Genomic DNA, 14,322 nt, shown 5'->3' with positions numbered 1-14,322 from the left:
TTTGAGAGCTAGGTGAGAATATGAAGTTTAAAGGCTGGTGGATGGTTAACATTGGTTTAGTGGTTTTGTTTTTTGGTACCTTCATTTTTATTTTGTTTCGAAAAGTAGATGGTGCTGGGGTGGTTCAAACGCCACAAGCTAAAGAGATTGCTTTAGTGGTCCTTGGCATTTTTTTCTTGTTAGTGATAGTTTGTCAACTAGTGGTTTATTTAGTGATTCATAATAGAAAAGAATAGTTTTTTAAGTTAAGTAAAGTAAGCTTTTTCGACTGGATAGTTATTTATAAGTAAATGTAAGCAACAAGACACTTTTTGTCTTGTTGCTCACATTTTTAGTTTAGAAAAGTTTTGATTCCCATAAATATCAGTAAAACACCCATAATAACTTTTAAAACGACGGCGCCATTGCCAACAGCAAATTTTTTCATAAGTTTTGGAGCAATAGCAGCGCCAATGATGGAACCAGCCATTAAGCAAATGCCAACTGACCAGTCTATTTGGCCGCCAGATAAATGGGTAAGTGCCCCGATGATAGACATGCAAATTAGTACATAAGATGAAGTTGCAGAAGCTTGAATCATCGACGCTCCCATTAAAAGCAATCCGGCTGTAATTGGGCCACCACCGCTTAAACCAGCAACGCCGACCATTAATCCACTAATGGCGCCAAAGATTAGAGGCAAAACCTTGGAAGAATGTGGATTTTGTGTGCGAGAATTGGCTTTGAGTTTATACAGAACTTGAACACCTAACACAAAAAGAATTAAGCCAATGATTAAGTTATAAAGTTTTGTAGGAATAAAGGGCGCAATCAATGCCCCAATGATTACAGATGGAATCGCAGAAATTAGCATCGTATTCCCGAGGTGAAAGTTAATTTGACCCTGACGATAATATAACCAAGATCCAATTGCTAGAGATGGTAAGGCAGTGACGATCGAAGTGGCCGCAGCCGATGCGGGCGCCAAGTTGAAAACGGCTGTTAAGACACCTAAATAGATGGCACCACCGCCACCACCCATTGAAATGACAAATAGGCCAACGAAGAAACCAATTACGATTAATAACGCAAATTGAAGCATGATTTACCCTCTTTTTGTTTCAGATATCCTCAAATAAACGTCTTAATCCTAGTTCTTTTCAGTTTTTGATTCAATTTCAATGACCTGTGGTTAATTTAATGCCAACAATTCCAACCAATAAAAAGCCAACAAATATCCATGTTAAAGGAGACAAACTATCTTTAAATAAGATAACGCCTACTAAAATACTGCCAACGGCACCAATTCCGGTCCAAATTGGATAAGCGATACTTAGAGGTAATGTTTTTGTGGCTCGGGCTAAAAGCAAGAAACTTGCCGTCATGGCTACAAGCGTTGCAATTGAAAATCCTGGTTTTGTGAACCCTTCACTATATTTCATGGTGGTTGCCCAAACGGTTTCAAAAATTCCGGCAACAACTAATTCTAACCAAATCATATTATTAGTCTCCTATTTCTCTAAATGGGCATCGAATGCCACGTTAAGTTTGTGCATATTTTTAATTAATAATTTCAGGGTTTCGGTACCAAGCTGACCAGATACGTCGGCTTCCAAAGCCAGTAATTTATCGACGATGGGTTTAGCGAGGCGGGTACCCTTAGTGGTTAGCTTTAGCAAACGTTCACGTCCATCGTCATTAGTTTTGTCACTAATCTGGATTACACCGTCTTTAATGAAGACATTGCAAATGGTATTAATGGTTTGTTTTGAAGCGATCCAAATTTCACAAATACCTTTTTGGGTACACTGACCTTGGGTATACAGTTCATATAAAGTGATTAATTGATTGTAGTTGATACCCTGTTGTTTGGCCCACTGGCGATAAAAACGCTCAGATTGATTGAGCTCTTTACTTAGTTGGGTAAGTTGTTGTTGAAATTTTGGCAAAAGATCCTCCTAAATTAGTCCTAATATTTACTAACCTAGTATAGTAAATATTAGGACTAATTACAACTTTTATTTAAATTAAGCAGTTGGTAATCTGCAGCATCTGTTGAATTAAGCCAATTAAGCGTGTATATTTTAAGTACGTTAGTTTGCGCTTACAAAGCTATGAACGAGGATTATAGAATGATAACGAGGAAAATAAAAATGAAAAAATATCGTGGAATCGTCTTTTTTGATTTAGACAATACGCTTTTAAACGAACAGCACGGAGTTGATGATGATGTCTTAGCCGCCATTGAAACGCTAAAACATAATCAGGTTTTGCCCGTAATTGCGACGGGGCGTTCGGCAGGAGTTGCTGCTGGTGTTCTACAAACAACCCATATTAATTCGATTGTGGCCTTGAATGGTCAGTACGTTGCGTTAAATGGGCAACAGGTTTATTCCAAAAGTGTACCAATGCCATTATTGAAACGATTTATGGCGTATTCTGATGATCATGATATTGCGCTGTCCCTTTACGATGCCTATGATGAGTGGGCAACTGGGGTGAATTCCGCAATGAAGGAAGGATACTCTTTTCTCAATATGTCGGTGCCAACGGTTGATAGACAGCGTTATGAAACTAGCCCGGTATATATGATGCTTGCTTTGACTAAAAATAAAGCTGACGATGCTGTCTTAAAGGCAAAGTTCCCGGAATTTGATTTTTATCGAAATATTGAATTCGCGCTTGATGTTGTTTTGAAGGGTGTTAGTAAACAAACTGGAATTTCCCAAGCCTTGAAAGCAATTGGGCAAACTGATGTCCCAACGTTCGGATTTGGGGATGGCCCTAATGATGTGTCCTTGATGCATGCGGTGGACCATGGCGTGGCAATGGGAAATGGGATCCCAGAAACTAAGGCGGCGGCCGAGTTCGTTTCGACAGATTTTCGCGAGCATGGTGTTGTTAATGGATTGAAGCATTTTGATTTGATCTAACAATTAAATTTTTCAAAATTAGTATAATGATAATAAGAAGGATGGTGCAGAATGAATAAATACCAAGTACAAAATAATTCAATTGAAACACTATTAAATTGGATTGATTCGGGTGAAATGGGATTGCCTGAATTACAGCGCCCATTTGTTTGGCGTTCAGTAAAAGTTAGGGATTTAATTGATTCCTTATATAACGGATTTCCAATTGGCTATATTATCACGTGGATTAATCCGACAGTTCATCTAAAAAATGGGCAAGCCGCAATTGGTAAACAGATTATTATTGATGGTCAACAACGAATGACAGCTTTAAAAGCAGCTATTTCTGGTCAAGAAATTGTTGATAATCATTTCAAAAAGTATCGAATTAAAATTGCTTTTAATCCATTTACAGAGAGTTTTGCAACAACAACTCCAGCAATTGAAAAAGATAAACGTTGGATTGCTGATATTGCACAACTGTTTAAACCAAGCTATTCAGCTTTTACATTTATTACTGATTTTGCGCGAAAAAATGACGTTGCACCAGAAGCAGTTGATCCTAAGATTCAAAAAGTGTTGAATCTAGTTCACAATGATATTGGTAATATCATAATATCGCCACAGTTGGATATTGATTCTGTAACAGAAATTTTTAATCGAATTAATTCTAAAGGAACGGTGTTGTCATCTGCTGATTTCATAATGTCTAAGCTTGCTGCCGATACTAAACATGGTGGAAATACTCTGCGTAAAACTGTTGAATATTTTTCTCAGTTGTTAGTAGATCCTGGATTAATTAGGAACTTAAAAGATACAGATCCTGAATTTGTATCTAGTAAATTCTTTCAACATATTAAATGGGCAGCTAATGAATATTCAAATCTATATACACCTAATTTTTCGGATATGTTTCATGTTGTTTTGGGTACAAAATTTGGTCGAGGCAAACATTCAGAATTAATTGCACTTGTTTCAGGACGAGACTTCAAGACACAGAGCTATACAGAAGAAGCACAAAAGCATACATATGAGTTACTAGAGCAAGGAATTTGGGACTTTACTAATCAATCCAATTTTCAGCGTTATATGATGATTTTAAATAATTTGGGTATGATAGGTTCGGGCACATTGACCTTGAACGGAAAAGGGACATTCAATTTTGGCTATATGCTTTTTATGGTATTAGATAAACAGAAATTGACCCAATCGGAGCTGGAAACAATTGTCAAAAAGTGGATTATTATGTCAGCAATTACACAACGCTATAGTGGTTCGGCCGAGACACAAAGTGAAGCAGATATTAAGCTCTTTTTGAATGTTTCAAATCAAAAAGCAGTTGCAGGAAAGGTTTTTAATCAAGAGCTTGTTTCTTCTTTTTGGGAAGTTACATTACCTGAAAAATTAGTTACGTCATCAACCAGTAGTGGTGTTTGGCGTGTTTTCCAAATGTCACAGGTCTATAGAAATGGTGTTATTTGGCTAGAAAAGGACCATACGGTTAAGTCAGTTATTACAGAGCAAGGAAATGTGCATCATATTTTTCCAAAAGCGTATTTGAAAAGTAACGGATTTAAACAGGCGGAGTTTAATCAAGTTGCTAACTTTACGTGGTTAACCCAGCCACGTAATCTGGAAATTAGCGACAGATCTCCCAAAAAATATTTAGCTGATGCTAAAGTAACGGAATATGCTAGTGAAGAAAATCATGCAGATAATGCGATTCCGATAGAGTTGAAAAATTTTGAATCAGAAGACTACATTCATTTCTTGGAATTAAGAAGGCATTTAATCGCAAATAAAATCAGGGAATATTTTGAATCTTTGTAACAATGGAGGGGTAATCCATGAAAACGGCGGCAGAAATCTTTAAAGCTATTCAGGCTGATCCTCAAAACGCCCAATATACAAATCAAGGGATCCAACCGTTATATTTTGTGGAACCCAGTGCCGAGATTATGATTATTAGTCAGGCCCCAAGCAGAAAGGCACAACAATCCATGGTGTTTTGGAACGATCCAAGTGGAGATCGATTGCGTACATGGATGGGATTGAGTAAAGATGAATTCTATCACTCTGGAAAAATTGCGGTGATGCCATTAGATTTTTACTATCCAGGTAAAGGCGCTCACGGAGATTTACCACCACGTAAAGGCTTTGCGGAAAAATGGCATGCGCCAGTATTAGAGTTGATGCCACATATAAAGTTAACGCTGTTGATCGGGCAATATGCTCAGAAATATTACCTTCAAAAAAATCGACAACCAACGCTGACAGAAACAGTACGTCACTATGCAGATTATCAGCCAGCATACTTTCCACTAGTGCATCCCTCACCATTAAATTATGGATGGATGCATAAAAACGCTTGGTTTAACACGGATATCGTGCCGATTTTGCAGCAAGAAATTCGGCAAATTATGGATGACTGAGCAGGCGTGTATTAAGTGCTTGGTGAAAAACTAATATAAGGTAACCTAAGCGACCGGGAAAAAGTAATTTTCCTCAGTTGCTTATTTTTTTGTTCTACTTTTTAGGACAGCTCCACAAAGCAAACCACAACATCTAAATGCGCCTCTGGCGGGATTGCGATCCCACCGCCGTCACCCTTAGATCTTGAGGTTTAACCGCTTTGTTCCGCTCACTTTTTTAGGACAGCTCCACAAAGCAAACCACAACATCTAAGTGCGCCTCTGGCGGGATTGCGATCCCACCGCCGTCACCCTTAGATCTTGTGGTTTAATCACTTTGTTCCGCTCACTTTTGAAAAAAGCTTGCATAATATGTCGGAAAGACTTATATTAGATAAGTCGTTTCGACATATGGAGGTAAACATGTACGAATTATTAATTTTAGGAATGCTAGGAACTCGGGATATGTCCGGATATAAATTGGGACGCGTTCTTGAAAGTAGTTTGGTCCCTCGGCGAGAAATTTCTAACGGAGTAATGTACCCACTTCTTAATCGGTTAACTGCTCAAGGCTACATTGAAGTTAACGAAAAGCAAACCGATCCGCGGAAGAAAAAAATGATGCATATTACTCAAAAGGGAATCGAGCGTTTTAAAGAACTGATGAGTTCACCAGTGCCAATGGATGCCAAACGCGAATCTATTTATCGATTTAAATTTCATGGCATGGGTGGCGTGGATGAAGCTACCCAGCAACAAATCCTTGAAGAATATGAAAATGCAAACCAAACCGATTTAAATATTTATCGGAGTGTTCGTGAGCATCTTGAACATAAATTACAGGAGCCAGAAAGTAATCACGATTCACTTCAATGGGGTGTGCGGTCACTAGAACTTAGCATTGCCATCTGTGAAACCAAACAGACTTGGATTGATAAATCGCGTACACAAATTAAACAGAAGAAGGAATAGAAAAAATGGAACATAAGACAAGTGCAAAGCAATGGATTGCTTTGCTTGCTATGAGTATGGGTGTGTTCATGGGATTGCTAGATGTGACGGTTGTTAACGTTGCGTTACCCACGATGGTAACTGATTTTCATACTACCTTTACTAATTTACAGTGGGTGTTAAATGCCTACACGTTGGTATACGCAGTCAGCCTATTAATTATGTCTAAACTAGGTGATATGTATGGCCGAAAGAAAATTTTCTTGGGATCACTGGTTTTGTTTGTGATTGCTTCAGCTATCAACGGCATGGCGACTAATTTATTAGTGCTCGACATTGGTCGTGGTGTGCAGGCAATTGGTGGTGCCGGAATGATGTCATTATCGATGGCGTTAGTCACGTCGAATTTCGATGGCAAAGATCGCGGTTTAGCACTGGGGATCTTAGGATCTGTCATCGGGGTTTCCACAGCTTCTGGGCCCTTAATTGGGGGCTTCTTAATTGAACACTTTGGTTGGCCCGCAATCTTTTACGTAAACGTCCCAGTGGGCTTAATTGCCGTTATTTTAACGATGGTTTACGTAAATGAAACGCCAAGTTATGGGAAAGGTCAGAAGATTGATTTGATGGGGATGCTCTTTTCTGCCTTGGGATTGTTTGCCGTGATTTATGGCTTAATTGTCAAAGAAAGTAAGCCTCATTTGTCATGGCTGAACTTGCAAGTAAGTGGCTACCTAATTGGTGGGCTGCTCTTGTTAATTATTTTTGTAATCATTGAGTTACATGTTGATTCACCAATGGTCAATATGAAGATGTTTAAGCGGCCGCACTTCATCGGAATTGTGATTGTTGCCTTTGCCTTGGGAGCCGGTATTTATTCATTTAATACATTTTTAACGGCCTTAATGCAAAATTATATCGGTTATTCAGCACTACAAACTGGAATTCGGCAGTTGACAATGAGTATGTGGTCCTTAATTTTAGGCCCCATTGTGGGAATCTTGAGTTCTCGCTATTCAAAAAAATGGATGATTAGTATCAGTTTATTTGTCGGTGGCGCAGGCTTTTTGCTGGTGGCTCACGCGGTTGGTCCCAAAGTTAGTTTTGAAACTTTATGGCCAGGAATGGTCCTCATGGGAATTACCAACGGGATGGTTAATCCGCTGTTGAACACAACCGGTATGGAGGGTGTTAAACCCAGTGAAATGGGGATGGTATCTGGCTTGCTAAACGTGTTTCGGCAAATCGGAACCACCGTCGGAGTAGTTGGGTTAGGCCTGGTACAGGATACGAAATATGAGAACTATTTGAACGCTCATCTTGGATCAGTTAATATGCCGGCTGTCGCATTTTCAGGATTGAAAAAGGCATTAGTTGAAGCAGGGCCATTTTCTGGTCATAGTATTGCCTTTTCAACACGAATAAGTCACGCGCCGTTTGCCCATGAATTTCAGCAGGTCGTGATTAGAGCCTATGATAGCGGCATGAGAACCGTGTCAATTGTGGCAGCAATCATCGTGATTGTTGGGGGCCTCGCAGCTGCAATCTTGTTGAAGAATCATGTGAGCTCGGTTGAAATTTCAGAAAATAATAAAAATGTCGAATAAGAATCATACTTAGAAACGAAGGGATTTGCCTTTGTTTCTATTTTTTTGTGTTCATAAAAGGCATGAACGCTTAAGATCCATGCCACTGATGTATACTTGAATTAATAAAAATCAGAAAAGAGGAAGTCAGATGGAATTACGGTTATTGCGTTATTTCTGGACAGTAGCTGATACGGGCAACGTTTCAAAAGCTGCAGAGCAATTACACATCACACAGCCTACGCTTAGTCGTCAGATTAAGGAATTAGAAACAGAATTGGGCTCACCATTATTTACGCGTGAAAAAAATCGTTTGGAACTAACTGAAGCAGGTTTGTTTCTAAAAAGTCGAGCAGAAGAAATTTTGGACCTCACCCAGGCCACGCAACAAGCCTTTGTGGATCGGCGGCGGCAATTGTTCAGTGGCCATATTCGGATTGGCTGCGTGGAAGCTGACAACTCTGACACCATGGCAATGATGCTGGAGGAATTTATTCGGGATTATCCGGAAGTTAAGTTTACCGTTTTGACGGGGACAAGTGATTACATTACGGATCATTTGGATAAAGGCTTGGTTGATATGGCCATTTTATTAGAGCCGATTAACACCGATAAATATCATACTTTGACGTTACCACGAACCGAAAAATGGGGTCTACTAGTCTCACAAGATTCATTTTTAGCGCAAAAAGAATCAATTACCCCTGATGAGTTGGGTGGCGTTCCGCTGATGATGGGTGCCCGTTCGGAGATCAGTACGCTGCTTTCTAGTTGGACCGGGAGTTCAGTTGATAATTTAAATGTCATTGGCTATTTTAACCTTCATTATAATATTTTGCCGTTAGTGGAACGGCAAATTGCGGCGGCTTTGGTCATTGAAGGAGCTACGATTGACAGTAACGTCCGAAAACTTAAATTTTTGCCTTTGAATCCGGAAGTAAAAACAAATTGTGTGCTGGCTTGGCGGAAAAATCGAGTCTTGTCGCCGGTGGTTTCAGAATTGGTGAAACGGTTTAAACAGGCATTTGAGGAGAAATAGATGATAAAAGATAAGAAACTCCAAGTAGCTGAGATTGTCTCAGGGGAGCGCTACGAAAATTGTACGTTCTTGGCAACGCCTGAAAAGTTCAAGGTTTCGGACGTAAGTTTCAATGACTGCACGTTTGAACAAACCGACCTTAGTTCTGGTGAGTGGTTGGACTGCACATTTGAACGCATGAATTTTGCGAATTATCATTTTGAAAAGAGTCTTTTTTATCGAGATCACTTTAATACCTGTAATTTACTGGGCACTGATTTTTCTGATAACAACTGGAAGGACAGCAGTTTTGATGATTGTCGGGTGGATTACGCTAATTTTAGTGAATCGAAATTTACAAAATGTACCGCCCAAGCTTCTAGTTTTAAAGAAACCTACTTTAGATACGTTGAATTTAAATCCGGATTTGTGACCAAGGACTGTGATTTTGATGCCGCTAGTTTTATCGGCTCGAAGCTAAAAAAAGTTGACCTATCTAAAAGTGAATTTGAAGTCTTGGAAGTTTTACCAGAGGATCTCGATGGATTAATTATTAATCAATTTCAAGCAAGTGCGCTGGTTGGTGTGCTAGGCGTGGTTGTTAAATAGATGGTATGAGTGATTAACCGCAATGGGTAATCACTTTTTTGTTGCTTAGACTATGCTTTCTGGGCATATGTGCCATTTATTTAAGCATTAGACGCCTAGTCACATGCGCTGTAGGATAACCTATGTAGTCAAGCGGCGTTACTTGGAATGGAGATGGGAAACGTGCCGGTAGTGGTTTATTTTTCACATAATGGAGAGACATTGCTGGATGGCAAACATCAACAGGTTTCGTTTGGAAACACTGAAGTGGTTGCGAAAGCAATTGCCCAGGTAGTGGATGGTGAACTTGTGCAGTTGATCCCCAAACAGGCCTATCCAGTTGACTATCAAGCAACGTTGGCGCGCGCTAAACAGGAAATGAAATTTGAACAATCACCAGAAATCGGGTCAATAAAACATGATTTTCAAAATGAGGATGTCATTTATTTAGGATATCCGATTTGGTGGGGAGCGTTGCCAATGGTGATTCAAACATTTTTGCAGCAAGTCGATTTAAGGGGCAAAAGTGTTTATCCGTTTTGTACGCATGAAGGTAGTGGGTTCGGGCGTAGTTTTCAAGAACTGCAGGAATTATTGCCAGAATCTGATGTCCAAAAAGGATTAGCTGTGCGGGGTTCGCGAGTGACCTGTGCGCAATGTGCAGTGAATAATTGGTTAGGAAAAAAAGGAGAAAAATATGTCAGTAAAAGATAAAGTAATGGTTATTACAGGAGCTTCAAGTGGCATCGGCGAAGCAACCGCTAAGTTGGTTGCTAAAAATGGTGCTAAAGTAGTTTTGGGTGCGCGTCGCGAAACACGTTTACAAGAAATTGTGAAGGACATTGAAGCTGATGGTGGCCAGGCTGCGTATCGCGTGACTGATGTTCGCAAACCAGATGAAGTTCAGGCTTTAGTTGATTTAGCTAAATCAAAGTTTGGTGGACTGGATGTTATTTTCAACAATGCCGGGATCATGCCCAATTCACCAATTAGTGAGTTACGAACAAAGGATTGGAATGACATGGTTGATATCAATCTTAAGGGTGTTTTAAATGGCATTGCCGCCGTAATGCCAATCTTCACGAAACAAAAGAGTGGCCAAATCATTACCACTTCTTCGGTCGCTGGAATCAAGAGTTTTGCTGGATCCGGTGTGTATGGCGCCACTAAATTTGCGGTTCGTAATTTGATGGAGGTCATTCGGATGGAAAGTGCTCAAGAAGGGACAAATATTCGAACGGTGTCTTTGTATCCTGCCGCAATCAATACCGAATTATTAGGCTCAATTACTGATAAAAAAGTGGCTGATAATATGGGTGAGTTTTACAAGCAAGTTGGGATCACACCTGACGCGGTAGCCCGCGTAGTTAACTTTGCGATCGATCAACCAGAATCAGTTAATGTGAATGAATTTACAATTTATCCAACGAAACAAGTTTAAATACTTGCCTAAAGGTTGAAAGTACAAAAATGACTTCAGTTACTACCATTAAACGGTTTAGTCCACCGAAATTAGGTTAACTGTCGTTCTACGGCTCACCCGGTCTGGAACGGGGTGGGCACGATTTGAAGCCAAGAGGAACACTTGTCTTCAAACTCGGCCTTATCCTAAGCGATGAATTGCTAAGGATAATTTCACCCCTGAGACCAATCGCCTCCGGACTAAGAATGTTTGATGTTTCAATAATGCTCAGTAACGCTGATATAACAACCTTTATATTGCTGTGTAGATTGCAAAGATAAGACTTAGTCTGGAAGCAAATGGGCTCAGTAGTGCCGTTTATCTTAGCGGGTTTCGCTTAGATAAAGGCCGAGCTTAGAGACGTGTATTTCGGCTCTAAGTCGTGCCCACTACGTTCCAGCCCAAATTTGCTGGAAGACGGCATTTTAGACTATTTTTTGTAGGCTAAGTCGTTTAACATCAGTTATCGAAGTGATTTTGATACTTTCAACCTTTAATACTTGCGTTAAAGTGCACTCTAAGGTTTACCATAATTAGTGAATAGTAAAAATTGAATTTGGAGGAATTTTATAATGGTAAAAAATGAAGAAGCAGTAAAAAACGGTTTGTTTGCAGTCGGTGCTAAAAATGAGGCCTTTCAGCAATTTTTCCAAGGCCAAAGTTATTTAAATAATTTGGTTGGTGAAAAAGATATTAATGTCGGGGTTGGCAATGTTACTTTTGAACCTGGTTGTCGTAACAATTGGCATATCCATCATAATGGGTATCAAATTTTATTGGTGACCGGCGGCGAAGGTTGGTACCAAGAAGAAGGTAAACCCGCACAAAAATTACATCCTGGTGATGTGGTTGTGACTCACGATGGTGTGAAACATTGGCATGGTGCTACTAAAGACAGTTGGTTCTCACATGTTGCCATCACGGCGGGAACACCAGAATGGTTAGAACCAGTTTCTGATAAAGAATATAACGCATTGGAGGACTAGAAAATGGCTAAAAAACAAACTGCAGGACGTGACAATTTAGGTGAATTTGCGCCTAAATTTGCTGAATTAAATGATGATGTCCTATATGGAGAAGTTTGGTCTCGTGAAGATAAATTATCAGCACGTGATCGTAGCATGATTACCTGTGCGGCTTTGATGAGCCAGGGATTATTCCCACAATTGGAATCACATATGAAGCTTGCCAAACAAAATGGCGTGACTAAGGATGAAATGGTCGAAATTATCACCCATTTGGCCTTTTATGCAGGTTGGCCAAAGGCATGGTCAGCATTTGGACTTGCTAAAAAGATTTATGCAGATGATTAATTAAGTTAAGGTTTAGAAGATATTTTTTCTAAGCCTTTTTGTGTTTAAGAAGGAGAGAACGAATGACAGAGTATACAGATCAGTATTTTGAAGGCGAACGACCCCTGTTTGCCGCAAAGGATGCCGTAATTACGCGCACCACGTTTGGTGAGGGGGAATCACCACTAAAAGAGAGTCACAATATTGAATTGAAGGATTCTATTTTTAAGTGGAAATATCCATTGTGGTACAGCAAACATGTTAATGTCGATCACACAATCTTTGAAACCATGTCCCGATCGGGGATTTGGTACACGGATGATATTACGATTACTAATAGTACCTTACAGGCTCCGAAGTTGTTTCGGCGCGCGCATCACATTGCGCTGAAAAATGATCACTTTTCCGATGCGGACGAAACGTTGTGGAATTGTTCTGATATTCGCATTGAAAACGTTCAGGCGCGTGGCAACTATTTTGGGATGAATAGTGACAATATTTATGTAGATCATCTGGATTTAATGGGTAACTATGCGTTTGATGGTGCCAAAAATGTGGAAGTGCATAATTCAACTTTAGTTAGCAAGGATGCTTTTTGGAACTGTGAAAATGTCACTGTATATGATTCAGTAATTAATGGTGAATACTTAGGTTGGAACACGAAAAATCTGACGTTAGTTAATTGTACAATCGAAAGTGATCAGGGTCTGTGTTACATCGATCATTTAGTTATGAAAAATTGTCGTTTGCTGGAGACGGACTTGGCCTTTGAATATTGTCGTGATATTGATGCTGATATTCAGTCTAATATTACCAGTGTGAAGAATCCGATCAGTGGGAAAATTCATGCGCAGTCAATTGGCGAGGTGATTTTGGATACCACCAAAATTAATCCAGATCAAACAACAATTGTGACAGATAAAGGAATTTCAAAAAAGAGGTCAGCATAATGGGTGAGTTTGATCAATTAATTTCTCGTCGCGGGACAGATTCCATCAAATGGCACGTAAAAGATGGCGAATTACCCATGTGGATTGCGGATATGGACTTTAAAGCGGCCCCCGCAATTCTAAAAGCAATGCGTGAAAAAGTTGATTTTGGGGTATTTGGCTATGAAGAACCGCAAGCTGCTTATTTTGAAGCAGTGGCCCATTGGTATGCAACGGAACATCAAGCTCGTCCGCAAACGGAGTGGATGCTATATTGTACAGGCATTGTACCTGCAATCTCAGCTGTTGTCCAACACATTAGTCATGTCGGTGATAACGTGGTCGTTCAGGCGCCAGTTTACGATATTTTCTATCATTCCATCGAAAACAATGGCCGCCATGTGCTATCAAGTGACTTGGTTTATGATCGCCAGGCGCACAGCTACGCCATTGATTTTGCAGATTTAGAAAAGAAATTGGCGGAGTCCCTAACAACGTTGATGATTTTATGTAATCCGCATAATCCGATTGGTAAGGTATGGTCACGTGATGAGTTGATTCAAATTAGTACTTTATGCAAAAAACATCATGTTGTTTTGTTGAGCGATGAGATTCACGGTGATTTAGTATTTGGTGAGCCAACGTATACACCCTTATTTTCATTGCCAGCTGACTTGATTCAACACACAATTACGACTGTTTCACCAAGCAAGAGCTTTAATGTGGCTGCTTTGCATGCGGCGACGGTGATTGTACCCAACGAAAATTTGCGTGAATCAGTTAATCGAGGCATCAATAACGATGAACTGGGCGAGCCCAATCTATTGGCAATTCCGGCGACCATTGCAGCGTATACGCAAAGTGCTGATTGGCTACATGCCTTAAAAGCTAAACTGGTTGAAAATCGAAAAGTGGTTGATCAGTTTGTTTCAACTGAACTTCCTGAAGTTCAATTGGCATCCGAAAATGCCACGTACTTATTGTGGTTTGATGTGAGTCAAGTTACTGATGATGCCGAAAAACTAACGGCATTTATCCGCGAACAAACGGGGCTGTTTTTGTCAGCAGGGACGGTTTACCGTGGTAATGGTCGTTACTTCTTGCGCATGAATATTGCGTGCCCAACCAAGATGGTTGAAGATGGCTTACACCGATTGAAAAAAGGTATTACAGAATTTAAGACACAAAAGTAAA

At 39.9% G+C, this 14,322-nt stretch carries 17 protein-coding genes; 14 read left to right on the top strand and 3 right to left on the bottom strand.

Annotation, left to right across the window (positions count from 1 at the left end; all coding sequences use genetic code 11):
- Positions 1-20 precede the first annotated feature (20 nt).
- A complete protein-coding gene (locus IV84_RS02035; RefSeq protein ID WP_046871406.1) occupies positions 21-236 on the top strand; it encodes a DUF3923 family protein in 216 nt (71 codons plus the stop codon).
- Positions 237-331: 95 nt separating this feature from the next.
- On the opposite strand, the gene IV84_RS02030 is transcribed toward IV84_RS02035, so the two are convergent.
- The 3 genes from IV84_RS02030 to IV84_RS02020 all read right to left on the bottom strand — a co-directional run bounded on the left by IV84_RS02030 (position 332) and on the right by IV84_RS02020 (position 1,928).
- On the bottom strand, positions 332-1,081 hold the full coding sequence (locus IV84_RS02030; RefSeq protein WP_056986037.1) for a sulfite exporter TauE/SafE family protein: 750 nt from the start codon (positions 1,079-1,081) through the stop codon (positions 332-334).
- A gap of 76 nt (positions 1,082-1,157) precedes the next feature.
- Entirely contained in the window at positions 1,158-1,478 is a 321-nt protein-coding gene (locus IV84_RS02025) for a DMT family transporter (RefSeq protein WP_046872386.1), read from the bottom strand.
- Positions 1,479-1,490: 12 nt separating this feature from the next.
- Positions 1,491-1,928 (bottom strand): MarR family winged helix-turn-helix transcriptional regulator, encoded by a 438-nt coding sequence (locus IV84_RS02020; RefSeq protein ID WP_052694564.1) that lies wholly within the window; start codon positions 1,926-1,928, stop codon positions 1,491-1,493.
- A 204-nt stretch (positions 1,929-2,132) separates the two neighbouring features.
- Here IV84_RS02020 and IV84_RS02015 point away from each other — a divergent pair, with 204 nt between their 5' ends.
- The 13 genes from IV84_RS02015 (at position 2,133) to IV84_RS01955 (ending at position 14,321) form a co-directional block, all read left to right on the top strand.
- The gene (locus IV84_RS02015; protein WP_046872387.1) at positions 2,133-2,912 is read left to right on the top strand and encodes a Cof-type HAD-IIB family hydrolase; all 780 of its coding nucleotides are present in this window, start codon (positions 2,133-2,135) and stop codon (positions 2,910-2,912) included.
- Between the two features lie 51 nt (positions 2,913-2,963).
- The gene (locus IV84_RS02010) at positions 2,964-4,721 is read left to right on the top strand and encodes a GmrSD restriction endonuclease domain-containing protein (RefSeq protein ID WP_046872388.1); all 1,758 of its coding nucleotides are present in this window, start codon (positions 2,964-2,966) and stop codon (positions 4,719-4,721) included.
- A 17-nt stretch (positions 4,722-4,738) separates the two neighbouring features.
- Positions 4,739-5,323 carry a uracil-DNA glycosylase family protein gene (locus IV84_RS02005; protein ID WP_046872389.1) on the top strand — a complete coding sequence of 195 codons (585 nt, stop codon included), beginning with the start codon at positions 4,739-4,741 and terminating at the stop codon, positions 5,321-5,323.
- Positions 5,324-5,725: 402 nt separating this feature from the next.
- A complete protein-coding gene (locus tag IV84_RS02000; RefSeq protein ID WP_100212786.1) occupies positions 5,726-6,274 on the top strand; it encodes a PadR family transcriptional regulator in 549 nt (182 codons plus the stop codon).
- Between the two features lie 5 nt (positions 6,275-6,279).
- The gene (locus tag IV84_RS01995; RefSeq protein WP_056986036.1) at positions 6,280-7,860 is read left to right on the top strand and encodes an MFS transporter; all 1,581 of its coding nucleotides are present in this window, start codon (positions 6,280-6,282) and stop codon (positions 7,858-7,860) included.
- A gap of 130 nt (positions 7,861-7,990) precedes the next feature.
- Entirely contained in the window at positions 7,991-8,878 is an 888-nt protein-coding gene (locus tag IV84_RS01990; RefSeq protein WP_046872391.1) for a LysR family transcriptional regulator, read from the top strand.
- On the top strand, positions 8,879-9,466 hold the full coding sequence (locus IV84_RS01985; protein ID WP_046872392.1) for a pentapeptide repeat-containing protein: 588 nt from the start codon (positions 8,879-8,881) through the stop codon (positions 9,464-9,466).
- Between the two features lie 147 nt (positions 9,467-9,613).
- On the top strand, positions 9,614-10,159 hold the full coding sequence (locus tag IV84_RS01980) for a flavodoxin (RefSeq protein WP_081036065.1): 546 nt from the start codon (positions 9,614-9,616) through the stop codon (positions 10,157-10,159).
- The gene (locus IV84_RS01975; protein WP_046871352.1) at positions 10,143-10,886 is read left to right on the top strand and encodes an SDR family oxidoreductase; all 744 of its coding nucleotides are present in this window, start codon (positions 10,143-10,145) and stop codon (positions 10,884-10,886) included. The genes IV84_RS01980 and IV84_RS01975 overlap by 17 nt, the downstream gene beginning before the upstream one ends.
- A gap of 593 nt (positions 10,887-11,479) precedes the next feature.
- On the top strand, positions 11,480-11,893 hold the full coding sequence (locus tag IV84_RS01970) for a cupin domain-containing protein (RefSeq protein ID WP_046871353.1): 414 nt from the start codon (positions 11,480-11,482) through the stop codon (positions 11,891-11,893).
- Positions 11,894-11,896: 3 nt separating this feature from the next.
- Entirely contained in the window at positions 11,897-12,220 is a 324-nt protein-coding gene (locus tag IV84_RS01965) for a carboxymuconolactone decarboxylase family protein (protein WP_046871354.1), read from the top strand.
- A gap of 62 nt (positions 12,221-12,282) precedes the next feature.
- Positions 12,283-13,149: a DUF3737 family protein gene (locus IV84_RS01960; RefSeq protein WP_046871355.1), complete on the top strand. Its 867-nt coding sequence runs from the start codon at positions 12,283-12,285 to the stop codon at positions 13,147-13,149.
- The gene (locus IV84_RS01955) at positions 13,149-14,321 is read left to right on the top strand and encodes a MalY/PatB family protein (RefSeq protein ID WP_056986034.1); all 1,173 of its coding nucleotides are present in this window, start codon (positions 13,149-13,151) and stop codon (positions 14,319-14,321) included. The genes IV84_RS01960 and IV84_RS01955 overlap by 1 nt, the downstream gene beginning before the upstream one ends.
- Position 14,322: the final 1 nt, after the last annotated feature.

The sequence above is a fragment of the Pediococcus damnosus genome (genome assembly GCF_001437255.1).
GTDB lineage: Bacteria > Bacillota > Bacilli > Lactobacillales > Lactobacillaceae > Pediococcus > Pediococcus damnosus.
Note: the sequence above shows the minus strand (reverse complement) of the source record. Positions and strands in the feature narration are given on the sequence as shown.

What these genes read in the sequence shown, in the direction of transcription:
- IV84_RS02035 (WP_046871406.1), top strand. Translation starts at nt 21, where the DNA reads ATGAAGTTTAAAGGCTGGTGGATGGTTAACATTGGTTTAGTGGTTTTG.
- IV84_RS02030 (WP_056986037.1), bottom strand. Translation starts at nt 1,081, where the DNA reads ATGCTTCAATTTGCGTTATTAATCGTAATTGGTTTCTTCGTTGGCCTA.
- IV84_RS02025 (WP_046872386.1), bottom strand. Translation starts at nt 1,478, where the DNA reads ATGATTTGGTTAGAATTAGTTGTTGCCGGAATTTTTGAAACCGTTTGG.
- IV84_RS02015 (WP_046872387.1), top strand. Translation starts at nt 2,133, where the DNA reads ATGAAAAAATATCGTGGAATCGTCTTTTTTGATTTAGACAATACGCTT.
- IV84_RS02010 (WP_046872388.1), top strand. Translation starts at nt 2,964, where the DNA reads ATGAATAAATACCAAGTACAAAATAATTCAATTGAAACACTATTAAAT.
- IV84_RS02005 (WP_046872389.1), top strand. Translation starts at nt 4,739, where the DNA reads ATGAAAACGGCGGCAGAAATCTTTAAAGCTATTCAGGCTGATCCTCAA.
- IV84_RS02000 (WP_100212786.1), top strand. Translation starts at nt 5,726, where the DNA reads ATGTACGAATTATTAATTTTAGGAATGCTAGGAACTCGGGATATGTCC.
- IV84_RS01995 (WP_056986036.1), top strand. Translation starts at nt 6,280, where the DNA reads ATGGAACATAAGACAAGTGCAAAGCAATGGATTGCTTTGCTTGCTATG.
- IV84_RS01990 (WP_046872391.1), top strand. Translation starts at nt 7,991, where the DNA reads ATGGAATTACGGTTATTGCGTTATTTCTGGACAGTAGCTGATACGGGC.
- IV84_RS01985 (WP_046872392.1), top strand. Translation starts at nt 8,879, where the DNA reads ATGATAAAAGATAAGAAACTCCAAGTAGCTGAGATTGTCTCAGGGGAG.
- IV84_RS01980 (WP_081036065.1), top strand. Translation starts at nt 9,614, where the DNA reads ATGGAGATGGGAAACGTGCCGGTAGTGGTTTATTTTTCACATAATGGA.
- IV84_RS01975 (WP_046871352.1), top strand. Translation starts at nt 10,143, where the DNA reads ATGTCAGTAAAAGATAAAGTAATGGTTATTACAGGAGCTTCAAGTGGC.
- IV84_RS01970 (WP_046871353.1), top strand. Translation starts at nt 11,480, where the DNA reads ATGGTAAAAAATGAAGAAGCAGTAAAAAACGGTTTGTTTGCAGTCGGT.
- IV84_RS01965 (WP_046871354.1), top strand. Translation starts at nt 11,897, where the DNA reads ATGGCTAAAAAACAAACTGCAGGACGTGACAATTTAGGTGAATTTGCG.
- IV84_RS01960 (WP_046871355.1), top strand. Translation starts at nt 12,283, where the DNA reads ATGACAGAGTATACAGATCAGTATTTTGAAGGCGAACGACCCCTGTTT.
- IV84_RS01955 (WP_056986034.1), top strand. Translation starts at nt 13,149, where the DNA reads ATGGGTGAGTTTGATCAATTAATTTCTCGTCGCGGGACAGATTCCATC.